The sequence below is a fragment of the Caulobacter sp. RHG1 genome, assembly GCF_013181195.1.
Lineage (GTDB): Bacteria > Pseudomonadota > Alphaproteobacteria > Caulobacterales > Caulobacteraceae > Caulobacter.
In genome coordinates this window covers 1-15,778 of record NZ_SMZP01000001.1, presented here as the reverse complement: position 1 = coordinate 15,778, position 15,778 = coordinate 1, and the positions used below count along the sequence as shown (strand labels likewise).

Annotated in this window: 16 protein-coding genes, 2 tRNA genes and 1 pseudogene; 13 read left to right on the top strand and 6 right to left on the bottom strand. The window is 67.8% G+C overall.

What is annotated here, in order from left to right:
* The first annotated feature begins 5 nt into the window (after positions 1 to 5).
* From mreC to rodA, 4 genes are read left to right on the top strand one after another with little or no spacing between them, the layout of a single operon-like run.
* Positions 6 to 1,070 carry a rod shape-determining protein MreC gene (mreC, locus tag E1H18_RS00090; RefSeq protein ID WP_172262512.1) on the top strand — a complete coding sequence of 355 codons (1,065 nt, stop codon included), beginning with the start codon at positions 6 to 8 and terminating at the stop codon, positions 1,068 to 1,070.
* A complete protein-coding gene (locus E1H18_RS00085; RefSeq protein WP_172262510.1) occupies positions 1,067 to 1,582 on the top strand; it encodes a hypothetical protein in 516 nt (171 codons plus the stop codon). The genes mreC and E1H18_RS00085 overlap by 4 nt, the downstream gene beginning before the upstream one ends.
* A gap of 4 nt (positions 1,583 to 1,586) precedes the next feature.
* Positions 1,587 to 3,611 carry a penicillin-binding protein 2 gene (mrdA, locus tag E1H18_RS00080; protein WP_172262508.1) on the top strand — a complete coding sequence of 675 codons (2,025 nt, stop codon included), beginning with the start codon at positions 1,587 to 1,589 and terminating at the stop codon, positions 3,609 to 3,611.
* Positions 3,611 to 4,768: a rod shape-determining protein RodA gene (gene rodA, locus E1H18_RS00075; protein ID WP_172262506.1), complete on the top strand. Its 1,158-nt coding sequence runs from the start codon at positions 3,611 to 3,613 to the stop codon at positions 4,766 to 4,768. The genes mrdA and rodA overlap by 1 nt, the downstream gene beginning before the upstream one ends.
* Positions 4,769 to 4,883: 115 nt before the next feature.
* Here rodA and pip read toward each other — a convergent pair whose 3' ends face one another.
* Positions 4,884 to 5,873, bottom strand: a complete 990-nt coding sequence (gene pip / locus E1H18_RS00070; RefSeq protein ID WP_172262504.1) for a prolyl aminopeptidase — start codon at positions 5,871 to 5,873, stop codon at positions 4,884 to 4,886.
* 89 nt (positions 5,874 to 5,962) lie between these two features.
* On the opposite strand from pip, the gene E1H18_RS00065 reads away from it, so the two are divergent.
* A complete protein-coding gene (locus tag E1H18_RS00065; RefSeq protein ID WP_172262502.1) occupies positions 5,963 to 6,223 on the top strand; it encodes a low temperature requirement protein A in 261 nt (86 codons plus the stop codon).
* A 4-nt stretch (positions 6,224 to 6,227) separates the two neighbouring features.
* On the opposite strand, the gene E1H18_RS00060 is transcribed toward E1H18_RS00065, so the two are convergent.
* Positions 6,228 to 7,220 carry an alpha/beta fold hydrolase gene (locus E1H18_RS00060; RefSeq protein ID WP_172262500.1) on the bottom strand — a complete coding sequence of 331 codons (993 nt, stop codon included), beginning with the start codon at positions 7,218 to 7,220 and terminating at the stop codon, positions 6,228 to 6,230.
* Between the two features lie 115 nt (positions 7,221 to 7,335).
* On the opposite strand from E1H18_RS00060, the gene E1H18_RS00055 reads away from it, so the two are divergent.
* Entirely contained in the window at positions 7,336 to 8,556 is a 1,221-nt protein-coding gene (locus tag E1H18_RS00055; protein ID WP_172262498.1) for a multidrug effflux MFS transporter, read from the top strand.
* On the opposite strand, the gene E1H18_RS00050 is transcribed toward E1H18_RS00055, so the two are convergent.
* Complete coding sequence (locus tag E1H18_RS00050; protein WP_172262496.1) at positions 8,547 to 8,927, bottom strand: DUF423 domain-containing protein; 381 nt, start codon at positions 8,925 to 8,927, stop codon at positions 8,547 to 8,549. The genes E1H18_RS00055 and E1H18_RS00050 overlap by 10 nt on opposite strands.
* Before the next feature lie 121 nt (positions 8,928 to 9,048).
* On the opposite strand from E1H18_RS00050, the gene E1H18_RS00045 reads away from it, so the two are divergent.
* The 4 genes and pseudogenes from E1H18_RS00045 to E1H18_RS26565 all read left to right on the top strand — a co-directional run.
* Positions 9,049 to 10,155: a hypothetical protein gene (locus tag E1H18_RS00045; RefSeq protein ID WP_172262494.1), complete on the top strand. Its 1,107-nt coding sequence runs from the start codon at positions 9,049 to 9,051 to the stop codon at positions 10,153 to 10,155.
* A 5-nt stretch (positions 10,156 to 10,160) separates the two neighbouring features.
* The gene (locus tag E1H18_RS00040) at positions 10,161 to 11,162 is read left to right on the top strand and encodes a phosphotransferase family protein (RefSeq protein WP_172263830.1); all 1,002 of its coding nucleotides are present in this window, start codon (positions 10,161 to 10,163) and stop codon (positions 11,160 to 11,162) included.
* Positions 11,159 to 11,581 carry a hypothetical protein gene (locus E1H18_RS00035; RefSeq protein ID WP_172262492.1) on the top strand — a complete coding sequence of 141 codons (423 nt, stop codon included), beginning with the start codon at positions 11,159 to 11,161 and terminating at the stop codon, positions 11,579 to 11,581. Before E1H18_RS00040 ends, E1H18_RS00035 begins: the two co-directional genes overlap by 4 nt.
* Positions 11,578 to 11,667: pseudogene (locus tag E1H18_RS26565) on the top strand (hypothetical protein); the annotation flags it as partial. The gene E1H18_RS00035 and the pseudogene E1H18_RS26565, both read left to right, overlap by 4 nt.
* 8 nt (positions 11,668 to 11,675) lie before the next feature.
* On the opposite strand, the gene E1H18_RS00030 reads toward E1H18_RS26565, so the two are convergent.
* The 3 genes from E1H18_RS00030 to rlmB all read right to left on the bottom strand — a co-directional run bounded on the left by E1H18_RS00030 (position 11,676) and on the right by rlmB (position 15,188).
* Positions 11,676 to 12,410, bottom strand: coding sequence for a TerC family protein (locus E1H18_RS00030; protein WP_172262491.1), 735 nt, complete (start codon positions 12,408 to 12,410; stop codon positions 11,676 to 11,678).
* Between the two features lie 120 nt (positions 12,411 to 12,530).
* Positions 12,531 to 14,243, bottom strand: a complete 1,713-nt coding sequence (locus E1H18_RS00025) for a stalk-specific protein X (protein ID WP_304515709.1) — start codon at positions 14,241 to 14,243, stop codon at positions 12,531 to 12,533.
* A gap of 108 nt (positions 14,244 to 14,351) precedes the next feature.
* The gene (gene rlmB, locus E1H18_RS00020) at positions 14,352 to 15,188 is read right to left on the bottom strand and encodes a 23S rRNA (guanosine(2251)-2'-O)-methyltransferase RlmB (RefSeq protein ID WP_172262487.1); all 837 of its coding nucleotides are present in this window, start codon (positions 15,186 to 15,188) and stop codon (positions 14,352 to 14,354) included.
* Between the two features lie 173 nt (positions 15,189 to 15,361).
* On the opposite strand from rlmB, the gene E1H18_RS00015 reads away from it, so the two are divergent.
* The 3 genes from E1H18_RS00015 to E1H18_RS00005 all read left to right on the top strand — a co-directional run.
* Positions 15,362 to 15,447 (top strand) — tRNA-Tyr (locus E1H18_RS00015).
* 98 nt (positions 15,448 to 15,545) lie between these two features.
* Positions 15,546 to 15,619 (top strand) — tRNA-Gly (locus E1H18_RS00010).
* A gap of 49 nt (positions 15,620 to 15,668) precedes the next feature.
* Positions 15,669 to 15,778 (top strand): GTP-binding protein (locus E1H18_RS00005; protein WP_172262485.1); only part of this gene is annotated, 110 nt, incomplete at its 3' end.

Below are 15,778 nucleotides of genomic sequence, written 5' to 3'. Positions count from 1 at the left end.
AGTTCGTGCCCTTTCGTGAAGGTCCCCTCGGCGACCTGAAAGTGCCGCTTACCTGGACGGCGGCGGTGGCCCTGATCGTGGCGGCCGTCATCGCCGTAGCCTTCCTGCTGGCTGATCGTCGAGAGACGCTCCAGGAGCAGGCCTACGGCGTGACTCGCCAGACGGTGGACGTCGTGGCCAAGCCGGTCAGCGGCGCCATCGCCGCGCCCGGCCGCTGGACGGGTCTCGGCTTCGACTATGTGCGCAGCTACTTCTTCACCGCGTCGGAAAACCGTCGCCTGAAGGCCGAGCTGGCCGAGATGCGTCAGTGGCGTGACCGGGCCCTGGACCTGCAGGACCAGAACCAGCGCTTCAAGTCGCTGATGGGCCTGCGCACCGATCCGCCGATCCCGATGGCCGCCGCCCGCGTGGTGGCCGACAGCCGCGGCCCCTTCGCCAACACCCGTCTGGCCGACGCCGGTTCGGAGCGCGGCATCGTGGTGGGCAACCCGGTGCTGAACGAGCGCGGTCTGATCGGTCGCGTCGTCGGCGTCTCGCGCGGCGCCAGCCGTGTGCTGCTGCTGACCGACATCGCCTCGCGCACGCCGGTGATGATCGACCGCACCAACGCCCGCGCCATCCTGACCGGCGACGGCGGGCCCAATCCGAAACTCGAGTATCTGCGCGGCGTCGATCCGATCCAGCAGGGCGACCGCGTCGTCACCTCCGGCGATGGCGGCGTCGTGCCGCGCGGCCTGCCTGTGGGCGCGGCCGTGAAGGGCCTGGACGGCCGCTGGCGCGTGGTGCTGTTCGCCGACCAGTCGTCGATCGACTATATCCGCGTCCTGCTGTTCAAGGACTTCGCCCAGCTGGCCGACGAAAAGGCGCTGCAGACCCGCAGCCTTCCGCCGGTCACGACCGAGGATCCGCAGACCTCGATCCTGTCGGCGCCGAAGCCGCCGATCCCGGCCGCGACCCTGCCGGCAGCGACGACGACCGCGCCTGCGCCGGCTCAGCCCCGTCCGGCCGCGCCGCGTCCAGCGGCCCCTGCGGCGGCCACGACGCCCGCGCCGGCGGGAGCGCCCCGATGAGCATGAGCGGCGCGCGGCCTCTCAACCCCGGCCGCTGGCTGGGCGTGCCGATGCTGCTGTGCATTGTCGCGACGGTGGTGTTCTCCGCGCCGATCCGCATCTGGGGCCTGCAACTGCCCGAGCCGGTGTTCGCCATGGTTCCGGCGTTCGCCTGGGCGCTGATCCGGCCCTCGATCCTGGCCCCGTTCGCGATCCTGCTGCTGGGCCTGTTCCTGGACATCTTCTGGGGCGGCCCGACCGGCCTGTGGGGCCTGGCCTTGCTGGTCGCCTACGCCTTGGTGCTGATCCTGCGCAACATGATGACCGGTCAGAGCCGACCGATGCTGTGGATCTGGTTCGCCGGCGCCACCGCCGTGGCCATGACCGCGGGCTTCCTGTTCACGATGCTCGACAGCCTGGCCATGCCCAGCCTGCTGGCCGTGTTCTGGCAGTTCCTGGTCACGGCTCTGCTGTTCCCGTTCGCTCACCGCTTGCTCGATCGCTTCGAGGACGCCGACGTGCGGTTCCGGTGAGGCGATGAGCGAGCCCTCAATCTTCTTCTTCGAGGTCAACGAGCGCCAGGGGGTCTTCCACCGACGCGCGTTCCTGTTGGGCGGTCTCACGGGTGTGGGCCTGTTGGCCCTGGGCGGTCGCCTGGCCCAGCTGCAACTGGTCGAGGCCCAGCGCTACCAGAAGCTTTCGGCCGGCAACCAGTTCAATTACCGCCTGGTGCCGCCGCCGCGCGGCCTGATCCTTGACCGCAACGGCGTGTCGCTGGCGTCCAACCGGCCCAACTTCCGTCTGATGATCAACAAGGACAAGGGCCTGGACGCCGAGGCCGTCCTGGACGACCTGACCAAGCTGGTCCCGATCGACGGCACCCGCCGCGCCCGCGTGCTGCGCGATCTGGAGCGCGCGCCGCGCAAGGCTCCAGTCGTGGTGATGGAAGACCTGTCCTGGGAAGAGTTCTCGCGGGTCAATATCCGCGCGCCCGAACTGCCCAACGTCACCGCCGACATGGGCGAGGTGCGGGTCTATCCGTTCGGGGGGGCCTTCGCCCACGTGATCGGCTATGTCGCCAAGGTCAGCGACCGCGACCTGGAGGCGGCCAAGAAGGATCCGACCCAGGACCAGGAACTGCTGCATCATCCGGGCTTCCGTATCGGCAAGCAGGGCGTCGAGAAGGCCTTCGACATCGAGCTGCGCGGCCGCACCGGCGCCACCAAGACCGAGGTGGATGCGCAGGGCCGCGTCGTGCGCCTGGACCCGGCCGGCGACATCCCGCCCACCGCGGGCAAGGCTGTTCGCCTGACCCTGGACGCCGACATCCAGAACCGCGCCCTCGAGGTGATGGGCGACGAGAGCGGCGCCATCGTGGTCATGGACTGCCGCACGGGCGACTTGCTGTGCATGGTCTCCGCGCCCAGCTTCGACGCCAACCGCTTCGTGCGCGGCCTCAGCGGGCCGGAATACAAGGCCCTGGCCGAGTATGAGCGCAAGCCGTTGCTCGACAAGGCGATGACCGGCGTCTTCCCGCCGGGCTCGACCTTCAAGCCGACGGTGTCGCTGGCCGCTCTCGCTGCGGGCATCAATCCCGAGGTGCGGATCTTCTGCGGCGGTAGCTGGTACTACGGCGGCCGCACCTGGCGCTGTTACAAGCCGGGCGGCCACGGCTCTCAGAACATGCACGACGCCATCAAGAACTCGTGCGACATCTATTTCTACCAGACGTCGCTGAAGGTGGGGCCGACCGCGATCGCCAATGCGGCGCGGGCCATGGGGTTTGGCCAGATCTTCGACATCGGCATTCCCGGCCAGAAAAAGGGCCTAGTCCCCGATCCGGAATGGAAGAAGCGGGCGTTCAAAAAGAATCCCGCCAACCAGATCTGGTTTCCGGGTGAGACGCCCAGCTACGGCATCGGGCAGGGCGCCCTGACCGTCAACGCCCTGCAACTGGCGGTGATGACCGCGCGCCTCGCCAACGCCAAGAAGGCCCTCAACCCGCGCCTGGTCAAATCGGTCGGCGACGTCGAGCAGCCGAGCGGCGCCGACGTGCCCGACCTGCCGTTCTCGCCCGAGCACCTGGCCTATGTGCGCGGCGGCATGGCCGCCGTGGCCAACGACGTCACCGGCACCGCCTATCGCAACAGCCAGCTGGGCTTGGGCGACATCCAGATGGCCGGCAAGACCGGTACGGCCCAGGTCCGCAGCTACGACAAGGGCGTGTCGCGCAAGAGCGACGACGTGCGCTGGCGGCTCAAGGACCACAATCTCTTCGTGGCCTTCGCGCCCTATGACGACCCGCGCTATGCGGTGTCGGTCATCATCGAGCACGGCGGCATGGGCGGCGCCACCGCGGGTGCGCCGCGTGCGCGCGAGGTCATGCGCGTGGCCCTGCTGAAGGATCCGGAGATCCGCGCCCGCATCGAGCGCCCCGCGCCGCTGCCGGAAGCGCCGGTCGAGGACATCATGGAAGGCGCCGCGCCGGAGGATCCGGTCGAGGAAGCGCCGCCGCCCGAGCCCGGTCCGCCGCCGCCCGGCACGCCGACAGGAGGCCTGTAATGACTTTGAGCGGCGGCCTCAGCCGGCCCGGCGAACGCGACCGGCCGACCATCAAGTTCATGGAGATCGACTGGACGTTCTGTCTGGTCCTGTGCCTGATCGCCGGATCGGGCGCGCTGATGCTGTTCTCCATCGCCGGCGCCTCGTGGGAGCCCTGGGCGGCGCGTCACCTGCTGCGCTTCGGGGTCTATTTCATCATCATGGTCGCCCTGGCCATGTGCGACCTGCGCTGGTGGTTCATGGCCGCCTATCCGGTTTACGGCATAGGCCTGCTGCTGCTGATCGCGGTGGAGGTGGTCGGCGATGTGTCGCTGGGCGCCCAGCGCTGGCTGTCGATCGGCGGCTTCCGCTTTCAGCCTTCCGAGGTGATGAAGATCGGCCTCGTGCTGGCCTTGGCGCGCTACTATCACGGCCTGTCGTCGGACAGCGCCCGGATGTCCTGGCGGTTGCTGATCCCGGCGACGATGATCGCCTTGCCCGTGCTGCTGGTGGCCCACCAGCCCGACCTGGGCACCGCGGTGCTGATCACGGCCACAGGCCTGTCGATCGTGGTGCTGGCGGGCCTGTCCTGGCGGATCATCATCGCTGGCGTCGTGGCGGTCATGGTCGCCATCCCGCCGTTCGTGATGTTCGTGCTGCACGACTATCAGCGTAATCGCGTGCTGACCTTCATGAACCCCGAGAGCGATCCGTCGGGCAATGGCTACCACATCCTGCAGTCCAAGATCGCCCTGGGCTCGGGCGGCCTGCTGGGCAAGGGCTTTGGCCTGGGCTCACAGAGCCAGCTGAACTTCCTGCCCGAGAAGCAGACCGACTTCATCTTCGCCACGCTGGCGGAGGAGTTCGGCTTCGTCGGCTGTTTCACCGTGCTGTTTCTGTACGGCGCGGTGATCTTCATGGCCCTGCGCATCGCCTCGATCAGCCACAGCCATTTCGGCCGTCTGGCCGCCGGCGGCACGATCTCGACCTTCGCCCTCTACGTTCTGATCAACGGCGGCATGGTGATGGGCATGGCGCCGGTCGTCGGCGTGCCGATGCCGATGCTGTCGTACGGCGGCACCGTCATGCTGACGGTGATGATCGGCTTTGGCCTGATCCAGGCCGTCCGCGTGCACCGCTACACCGAGGTGACCAGCGGCAAGGGCTCGTGGATGTAGGGCTACAGTGCGTCCTTCGCGGCCCGCTGCGCGGGCGCCTCAGGATGAGGACGTCCGTACTGAATTCCTCACCCTGAGAGCGAACCGAAGGCGAGCCTCGAAGGACGCGCTGTGCCTACGACACCAGCGCCGCGTCCGTCGCCCGGATCAGGCCGTCGATGACGCCCGGCTCGGTCGAGGCGTGGCCGGCGTCCCAGATGATGTCGAAGCGGGCCTCGGGCCAGGCCTTGTGCAGGCGCCAGGCGCTGTCCAGCGGCGTCACCACGTCGAAGCGGCCCTGCACGATCCAGCCCGGGATGTGGCGGATGCGGTCGATATTGGCCAGGATCCAGCCGTCGTGGTCGAAGAAGCCCTTGTTGGTGAAGAAGTGGCACTCGATCCGCGCGAAGGCGATCGCGAAGTCTTCTTCATTGAATTTAGGGGGACGGGCCTCCGGCCCTCGCAGCGAGATGGTGTCGCCTTCCCACTGGCTCCAGGCGGCGGCGGCTTCCAGCTGCACGCGGCGATCGGGCGCCACCAGGCGGCGGTGATAGGCCGTCATCAGGTCGCCGCGCTCTTCCTCCGGGATCGGGGCCAGGAAGCGCTCCCAGGCGTCCGGGAACAGCATCGACGCGCCTTCCTGGTAGAACCAGCGCAGCTCGCGATCGGTCAGCAGGAAGATGCCGCGCAAAACCAGGCCGTCGACCCGGTCGGGGTGCTTGATGGCGTAGGCCAGGGCCAGGGTCGAGCCCCACGAGCCGCCGAACACCGTCCACTTCTCGACGCCCAGATGCTCGCGCAGCCGCTCGATATCCTCGATCAGGCTCCAGGTCGTATTGTCGTCCAGGCTGGCGTTCGGGCGCGAGCGCCCGCAGCCGCGCTGGTCGAACAGGGTCATGCGCCATTTGGCCGGATCGAAGAACCGCCGCATCGTCGGATTGACCGCGCCGCCGGGACCGCCGTGCAGGATCACGCACGGCTTGCCGCGCGGATTGCCGCATTCCTCGTAGTAGATCTCGTGCTGGCTCCCGGTCGGCATCCAGCCGAACGAGAACGGCTCGACCTCGCGATAGAGGCTGCGACGGCCGACGGAACTCATGGCGGCGGCGGAAACGTTACGATCCATGACGCGACCCTAGCGTGTTTCCAGCCGGGCTGTGAACGGCCGATGCGCACGGGCTCGCGCCTTTCGTAACCTTATGTATGTTGCGGCCCATGACTCAGATCGCCCCTGAAGACTATTCCGACGACGAACTGCTCGCGATGCTCAATCCCGTCCAGCTGGCCGAGTTGGATCGCCAGATCGGCGACATGTTCGGGGCCGAGGGCGTCGACCGCGTCGAAGCCTTGTACGCCATGGCCAATGTCTACAGCCTGCGCGCCGCCGAGCGTGACGAGGTCTCGGCCTTGGCCATGCTGCAGCTGGCGGCCGCCATGCGCCGCCGGGCCGAGGCGATGATGGCGTCGCGGAACTAGCCCGCTACTGGGGGAATTTGCGATCCAGCCAGTCCAGCAGGGCGGCATTCACTTCGTCCGGCTTCTCCTGCTGGGTCCAGTGGCCGCTGCCCTCGATCAGCACCTTCTCGAGATCCTCGATCTGCTCGCCCATGCGGTCGGCCATGGACGGCGGCAGCACCACGTCCAGCTCGGCCATGATCATCAGGCAGGGGATGGCGTCGATGCGGCGGGGCAGGGCTTCGGCCCGCTCCCAGTTGCGGGTGAAGTTGCGGTACCAGTTGATGCCGCCGGTGAATCCGGTGCGCTGGAAGGCCTCGACGAACACGGCCAGTTCGTCGGGCGTCAGGAACTGGTTCTGGTCGGTCGCGGGATCGTAGTGCGCCAGCGCGTCCTGCAGGGCCAGGCTGCGCTTCTCGGCCGGACGCGACAGGAAGTCCTCCTGCGTGCCCTTGGGCAGACGCATGAAAAAGCGGATCGTCTTTTCCGGATCCGCGCCCAGCTGGGCGTCGGCCACCCCGGGCTTCTGGAAGTGGACGATGTACATGTCGTCCCCGAAAGCGTTGCGGTACATGACGATCGGATCCAGCGGCAGGCGCGGGGTGAAGGGGGTGTTCAACCCCACGACGCCGGCGATGCGGTCCGGGTGCAGCAGCGGCGCCTGCCAGACAATGATGCCGCCCCAGTCGTGGCCGACCAGGATCGCCTTCTCCACGCCCAGGTGATCGAGCAGCCCTACGAGATCGCCGGTCAGACAGTCGATGTCATAGGCCTCGACCGCTTCGGGCCCCGGCGTCAGGCCATAGCCGCGCTGGTCGGGCGCGATTACCCAGCGACCGGCGGCGGCCAGGGCGGCGATCTGGTAGCGCCAGGAGAAGGCCAGTTCCGGAAAGCCGTGACAGAAGACGATGGGGACGCCCTGGCGCGGACCGGCCTCGTAATAGGCCAAGCGGATGCCGTTGACGTCGGCGAACTGCGGCTCTGGCAGGGGCGGGGCCTGCGGGTGGGCTGCCGTCATGAGCGCTGTTCTCCCAATATTGTTATGTAATTGCCGATCACCCTGAAGCCCGCATCGGGGGCGGGCAAGCAGCATTTGAGCTTTCCGCAGCGGCAAAGGGGCGTAAAAGGCGCGCATGACTGACATTACCGCGCCGCCGCCTTCCGCCGTTCCCTGGCGGCTCGTTCTGCTGCTGGGCGCGATGACGGCCTTCGCGCCGATGTCGATCGACATGTACCTTTCCAGCCTGCCGTCGATCGGTCGAACCCTGAACGCAGGGCCCGACCAGACCCAGGCGACCCTGGCGGCCTTCTTCGCCGGCATGGCCATCGGCCAGTTCGTCTATGGCCCGGCCTCGGACCGGTTCGGCCGCCGCCTGCCGCTGCTGGTCGGCATCGGGGTCTATTTCATCGCCTCGGTGATCTGCGCCCTGGCCCCGAACATCGAGACCCTGATCACCGCGCGCTTCGTCCAGGCCTTGGGCGGTTGCGCCGGCGCGGTAATCGCTCGCGCCGTGGTCCGTGACCGCTTCGGCCACGCCGACACCGCCCGCATCCTGTCGCTGATGACCCTGATCATGGGCCTGGCGCCGGTGCTGGCCCCGCAACTGGGCGGCGTCGTGCAGTTCCTGGGCGGTTGGCGCGCTGTGTTCTGGACCTTGGTGGGCTTCGGAGCCCTGATCGGCCTGTGGGTGTTCTTCGGCCTGTCGGAGTCGCGCTCGGCCGAGACCGAGGCCCAGGCCCGTTCTGAGAACCCGCTGCGCGCCTATGTGGCGCTGTTCGGCATGCGGCGGCTGATGGGTTACGCCCTGGCCGGGGCGCTGAACGGGGCTGTGCTGTTCACCTACATCTCGGGCGCGCCGGACCTGGTGATGGGGACCTACGGCCACACGCCGCTGGTCTTCAACCTGATCTTCGCCTTCAACGCCGTGGGTATCATCGGGGCCAGCCAGGTCAATCGCTGGCTGCTGCGCCGCGCCACCCCCGACCAGGTGCTGAAGAAGGCCAGCATCGCCTCGATCGCAGCGGCTTTCCTGCTGACCCTGGCGGCCTGGACCGGCTGGGGCGGCCAGTGGACCGTGCTGCCGCTGCTGTTCGGCGCGCTGTCGATCTACGGCCTGATGGGCGGCAACACCATGGCCGGCGCGCTCAGCGTCGACCCGCGCCGCGCCGGCTCGATCTCGGCCCTGATGGGCTCGGCCTCGTTCGGGGCGGGGGCGCTAGCCTCATGGGCGGGCGGCCTGCTGCACGACGGAACGCCGCGCCCGGTGGCCGGGGTGATGTTCGCTTGCCTGGTCGGCTCGGCGCTGGCGATCTTCTTCCTGGCCCTGCCGGGCGCGAAGAAGTGTCAGGCCTGATCCTTCCAACTGAAGCCGCGCCAGGCCAATAGAGCCCAGCCGGCCATCAGCAGCACGCCGCCGATCGGCGTGACCGCGCCAAGAATGCGCGGCGCGCCCAGCGCCATGGCGTAGAGCGTGCCGGTGAAGATCAGCGTCCCGGCCAGGAACAGGCCCGCCGTCAGGCCCATTCCCTTGACGCCAAGGCGGTGCAGGGCGGCCGCGCCGATCACTGCCAGGGCGTGGAACATCTGATACTGCGAGCCGGTCTTCAGCCACTCGACCGGCTTGGGCTCGGTGACGCCATGCGCGGCGAAGGCGCCGAAGCCGACGGCCAGCAGGCCGCTGATCGCCGCCAGGCCCGTCCAGGTGCGAGGAGTCCAGGCCTTCATCCGCTTTACGTTCCGTCACCGTTGCAATCGTCAACCGCGACCTTAACGTCGATCATCTGGACGTAAAGCGACGCCGCTTCCTTACGGAAACAAGAGCGCCGCGCGAACAGGGGAGGACGGCATGGCGCTCACCTGGGGCGACGATTACCCGATCCATCAGACGCCTGAACCCGTGGCCTACGCCGGGACGGATCGAAACTTCTATGACCGCTATTTCTTCAACGGCTACGCAGCCTCCGGCGATGGCGGAGACCTGTTCTTCGCCGCCGCCTTCGGGGTCTATCCGCATCTGAACATCGCCGACGCGGCCTTCTGCGTGATGAAGGACGGCAAGCAGGTCAATCTGCACGCCAGCCGTTGGCTACGCTCGGAGCGGATGGACCTGACCGTCGGCCCGATCTCTATCGATGTCGTCGAGCCGCTGCAGCGCCTGAAGCTGACCGTGGCGGCGCCCGAACAGGGCATCGCCGCCGAGATCGTCTTCACCGGCCGAGCCTTCCCGATCGAGGAGCCGCGCTTCGTGCGCCGCAACGGCCCGCGCACCCTGCTGGACTATACTCGCCTGACCCAGAATGGCCGCTATGCCGGCTGGATCGAGGTCGATGGCGTACGGACGTCGGTGGATGGCTTCGTCGGCACTCGGGACCGCTCGTGGGGCGTACGACCGGTCGGCGCAAAGGACGCCCAGGACCTGGCCCCGCCGGCCTTGCCGCAATTCTTCTGGCTGTGGGCGCCGTGCAATTTCGAGGACGGCAGCCTGTTCTTCCACACCAATGACGACGAACTGGGCCGGCTGTGGAACCGCCGCGCGGTCTGGCTGAAAGATGACAGCCACGAGGAAGCGTTCGGCGGCTTCGCGGAGTCGTCCTGCGCCATCCAGTGGAAGAGCGGCACGCGCCACGCCGCCGCCGCGACCCTGGACCTCGGGGCCGACGGGAAGATGACCATCGCGCCCAAGACCGAGTTCTTCATGCTGGGCCTGGGCTATGGCCATCCGGTCTGGGGCCATGGCCTGAACCATGGCGAGCTGAAGGTCGAGCGTGAGGACTTCACCCTGGCCGATCTGGATCGGGCCTTGCCGTTCCACCTGCACGTTCAGGCGCTCAGCGATGTGACCTATGTCGACGGCGCCGGACGAGAGCGGAAGGGCAGGGGAGTCTTCGAGCAACTGGCCATCGGTCCGCATGCGCCGTCGGACTTCGCCTCGATCCTGGACATGGCGCCTTGAGCGGCCTGCAGGAGCGCCTGGAGGCGTATCTGAGCCGCACCTGGCGGCAGCCGGTGACGGTGGCCGATCTCTCTCGCATCCCCGGCGGGGCCAGCCGCGAGACCTATCGCTTCGTCGCCAGGACAGGGGAGGGGTCCCGACCGCTGATCCTGCGCCGCGATCCGCCGGGCAGCCTGATCGAGACCGACCGCAGCCTGGAATATCTGGCGCTGGAGAGCTTCCACGATCGTGTGCCCGCGCCGCGTCCGGTGGCGATGGAAGCCGAAGGGGCCGAGCTGGAGCGGCCGTTCTTCATCATGGAGCGGATCGAGGGTGGGACCGTGGCCTCGCCGTTCACGGTCATGCCCTACGGCGCCCATGCCCGCACGGTGGGGGAGGCGTTCTTCGGCATCCTGGGCAAGATCGCCGGAGCCGAACCCGCCGACCTGCCCTTGGCCCGCGATGGCGTTCCGGCGCCGGAGACCTGCTGGAGCATGGCCGTCGACCATTGGGCCGGGGTCATCGAGGCCGACGAGCAGCACCCCCAGCCGATCGTCCGCGCCGCCATCCGGGCTCTGCGCCGCAAACCGCCGCCGCCGCCCAAGGCCGTGCGGGTGGTGCATGGCGACTATCGCGGCGGCAACTTCCTGCACGATCCCAACGGCCGCATCCTGGCGGTGCTGGACTGGGAGATGGTGCATCTGGGCGATCCGCTGGAGGACCTGGCCTGGGCCATCGATCCGTTGTGGAATCCGTTCGACGCGACGACGGTGGCGGCGATGATTCCGCGCGACGAGGCGCTGGCGATCTGGTCGCAGGCCAGTGGCCTGACAGTCGATGAAAGAGCGCTTTCCTGGTGGTCGCTGTTCGCCGCGGTGAAGGGGCAGGCGATCTGGACCTCGGCGGCCAAGGAGTATCGCGACGGCGGCTTCAAGGAGCCGATCCTGGCGGTGTCGGGCTGGTACACCGCCCGCAGGCACGACGAGATCCTGGCCGCTGCCCTGTTACGCCTGGAGGACCTGCAATGACCCCGAGCCTCCCCGACATCCTGGTCGGCAACTTCATGTGCATGGCTGATCCCGGACCGCCCGAACAGCAGGGCGAGTTCATGGCCGGCAAGGTCGGGCTGGTGGCCTTGCTGTCGCTGCTCGCGGCCCAGGAGGCCGAACGCGGCGTGGCGGCGCGGGTCGAGGAGAACGTCCTGATCCGGGCGACGCTAGACGAAGCGGCGGCCGACTATGGGCTGAATGCCGACTGGCCGGCGACGGACGCGCTGACCCTCGGCGCGTTGGACAGCGTCAACGCCACTCTGCGCAAGGCGCTGATCGGCCTGCACGAAGCGGTCGAGGCGCGCGAGGACTGGCCACGTCACCACGCGATCCTGCGGCTCTATGCCAAGATGGCCGACCTGCGCCGGTTGGACCTGCCGCCGCTGCCAGCGCGGTGATCCTCGCCCTTCGACAAGCTCAGGGTGAGGATCCATGTCGATGCAGCAGAAAACCTCATCCTGAGCTTGTCGAAGGACGAGGTTTTCGGCCCCGCTACTTGTGCTTCTCGTGCTTGGCCACCTCGTCCGGCGAAATGTCCAGCGGGGCGGGCGCGGCGGCGTTGTAGGCGGGGGTCTGGTGCAGGTCCATGACCACGCTGCGGTGGCCCTGCCAGATCATGTGCAGGGCGACGTACAGCACGATGGCCAGGCCGACGAAGCCGATCCAGCGGTGCTTGTGCAGCAGGTTGGCGATGGCGCTGGCAGCCACGCCCATCAGGATGATCGACAGGATCAGGCCGAACACCAGGATCCCGGGATGTTCGCGGGCGGCGCCGGCGACAGCCAGCACGTTGTCCAGCGACATCGAGACGTCGGCGATCAGCACCTGGATGAAGGCCTGCTTGAAGGTCTTGGCCTGGCGGGTCTTGGGCTCGGTGGTCGGATCGCCGTCGATGGCGGCCATGGCGTCGTCGTGCGCGGCTTGCTCGCGCATCTCGCGCCACATCTTCCAGCAGACCCACAGCAGCAGGAAGCCGCCGGCCAGCAGCAGGCCGATGACGCCCAGCAGCCAGGTGGTGATCAGGGCGAAGGTGATGCGCAGCACCACGGCCGCGCCTAGGCCGTACAGGATGACCTTCTTGCGCTGCTGGGGCGGCAGACCGCCAGCGGCGAGACCCACGGCCACAGCGTTGTCGCCAGCCAGGACCAGGTCGATCATCAGCACTTGCAGCAGGGCCATCAGGGGCGCCTGCATCCCGCTCAGCTGGGCCGTCAGGGTTTCAAACATGCGTCCTCAATGCGGCGGTGTGGGCGGCGATGCAAGGCGCAAAAGAGCCGGCCCGCGCATAAAGTAAAAGCGCCCCGGATCATCGATCCGGGGCGCTGATTTCAGGCGAGCGCGAACCGCTTAGTGGGCAGGCTCGGGCTTCTTGGCGTGGTGGCCGTGATCATCGTGAGCGGCCGGAGCCTGCAGCGGATGATCATGATCACCGTGGTCGTCGTGATCGTGCGCGGCTGGAGCCGGCGCGGCCGCGGCGGCGACCATCGGGTTCACGTACGAGACATGCTCGGCCGGCGCGTGCGGCTCGGGATGAGCCTGGGCGTGGTGAGCGTGGTCGTCATGAGCCGTGTGGCCGTGGTCGGCGCCATGGCCGGCATCATGGTTCGCGAACGGCTGATGGCCGTGTGCGTCGTGACCTTGGCTGTCGCGGCCGTGGTTGTTGTCATGGTTCGAGAAGGCCGAGGCCGCGACCGCGCCCACCGCCGCGCCGCCGGCGGCGGCCACGAAGGGGTTGACGTAGGAGACGTTGGCCGAGGCCGGCTTGGGGTCCTCGAACTCCATCTCGTTGCGGCCGTAGTCGGTCAGGGTGCGGTACTTGCGCTGGCGCTCGGCGCGGCGGCGCGAGGCCGCGGCGTTGCGCGAGACGCCGACCAGGATGATCAGGGCCAGCAGCACCAGGGCCACGCCCAGCACGGTCTTGAGCGACACATCACCGACGCCGGGCAGCGAGACCTTGCCGTTCAGGCCCTTGAGGGCGCCGAACGAGGACTTGGCCTTTTCCGGCAGGGTGAAGACGCGCTTGCTGATCTCGCCCAGGGCGAAGCCTTGCGGCTGCTTGGTTCCGTTCAGCTCGACGCCGAACTGCGAGCGGATCTGGCCCTTGGCTTCCGGACCCGGCTTGACCTGCCAGGCGAAGGTGGTGGGCTCGCCCGGCTTGACCACGGCGGTCTGACGACCGTTCGGGGTGATCTCGTAGCCCTGGCCTTCCAGATTGGCGTAGGCGCTGGTCTTGCGAGCCGCCTTGCCCAGGCCGAGCTTGGCGGCTTCTTCCTTGATGCGGTCGCCCAGGGTGACCGGCAGCGAGAGGGTCACCTGGCCCGGCTGGTTCTTCGACAGGCTCTCGCCTGCGGCCAGAACGGCGCCGGCGGTGGCTTCCGGCGCCACGGCGGCTTGAAGCTGTTCCAGCTTGCTCGCGGGCTTGGCCGGGACCACCGGAACGGCGGCCACGACCGGCGGCTTGGCCAGCGGCGTCGCGGGCTGGACAGGCTTGGCGGCCTGGATCGGCGCGGGCGCCGGGGCCACGGTCTTGGGCGTGATCGGCTTGGCGTTGGCGATCACCGGCGGCTTGGCCACCGGCTTTTGGGCGACCGGCGCGGGCTTGTAGGCCGGTTGGGGCGCGGGCTTGGCCGGGATGCTCGCATAGACGCGATGCGGCTGGGCCTGGGGCTTCTGCGCATAGTGACGACGCGGCTGTTCGGTGCGCGACGCGCCCTTCGGATTGGCGATCGGGCGCATGGCCGTGACCAGCGTGCCGTCAGGGCGACGCCAGGTCTTCAGGTGCGCGTTCTGCTGGCCGGGCGGGGGCAGGGGGCGCTCGGCGACGCGGCCGGGTTGATAGCCGGGGCCGCCCAGCAGGCCGTCCTGGGCCTGGCTGGCGTCCGGCGCGGGCGCGGCGCCCATCAGGTCCGGCGCGTCGGCGCGAGAATGATCGACCTCAGCGTGATAGTCGCTGGCGGGCGGCGGCGTATCCACCGGCTCGCCGCCGCTGCAGCCCGCGAGGAGCAGAGCAGCGGTGGCCGCGGTCGTCAGTGCGGCCAGGCGCATATTACGTTCAAACATCGGGTCCCCCGATCCCATGCCAGAATTCGCCGCAAAGCAGGCGCTCGCGGACCGTTGTTCGCGAGAGAAGCACGAGCTTGCGACGAAATCAAAACGGTTAAGAGAGATTCACGAACCGGTTTCTTCCTTCGCGCGAACTTTCGACGCCTCGTAAAGGGCGACGGCCGCTGCGGCGGAGACATTCAGGCTCTCGAAACCGCCCGGCATCGGGATCTTTCCCAAAGCATCACAATGCTCTGCGACCAGGCGACGAACACCTTCACCTTCCGAACCCAGAACAAGTACGGTCGGCTGGCTGTCCAGCACCGCATCCAGGTTCTGCTCGGCCTCGCCGGCCAGGGCGACCGCTCGCCAGCCCAGTTCGGACAGTTCCTCAAGCGCTCGGGATAGATTGACCACGCGCGCGTGGGCGACCTTGTCGACCGCGCCGACGGCGGTCTTGGCCAGGACGCCCGACAGCACCGGTGCGTGGCGATCCTGCAGAATGACGCCCTTGGCGCCGAATGCGGCGGCCGAGCGGAAGATGGCGCCTATGTTCTGCGGGTCGGTGATCTGGTCCAGCATCACCAGCAGTCCTTCGGCCGGGGCGCCCATCTCGGAGATCGACAGCGACTCAGGCTCGTCGATCTTCAGGGCCAGCCCTTGGTGCACGGCGCCCTGCGGCAGCTGCTTGGCGATCTCCTGGCCTTCCATCACCTGCAGGCAGGCCAGCTTCTGGAGATTCGGAGCGAGTCGCTTGGCGCGGTCAGGAGTCGCCAGAAGGCGCTTCGGAGCCGGTCGAAGAGGGTTCGAAAGCGCCGCTTCTACGGCGTGAGTCCCCCAAATCCAGTCCTTGGCGTCACCTTGGCCGCGAGAAAAGCTGTTTTCTTTCCGCGGCTTGGAACGAAAATCGCGTCCTTGTGCAGAAGGACGTTTCCGGTCGTTGCGTTCGGAATGAGAGGACACTATAAGACGCGCTCCGATTTGGGGCCCCAAGGGTTTCTGGGCCGGCCGGCGCTGCTCTTAGCATCGTCCGTCACCGGCAAAAGAAGCTTTTGTTCCGTTTCGTAGTTCAATGGCTTGCTGTTGTACGTCGAACCGGATAAAGGCCGCCGGCTTCGGAACTCCGTCGCGTGCTTGGGGGAATGTCCCGAGTGGCAAAGGGGGGGGACTGTAAATCCCCTGGCGTTAGCCTTCGTAGGTTCGAGTCCTACTTCCCCCACCATGCACGCGACGAGTTCTGAAAGCGGGCCGGTCCTTAGGACAGGGCGTCCCAAGCCAGAACCGGGAGCCGACGCGACCCCGCAAACCCATTGGGTATAGGCGGGTATAGCACAATGGTAGTGCAGCAGCCTTCCAAGCTGAGGATGCGGGTTCGATTCCCGCTACCCGCTCCAGCTCCCCGAGTTACCCCCAACAACAGCCGCCGGCGCGAAGGTAGAGACGATGGCCAAGGAAAAGTTCGAACGCACTAAGCCGCACTGCAACATCGGCACCATTGGTCACGTTGACCATGGCAAGACGACGCTGACGGCCGCGATCACGATCACGCTGGC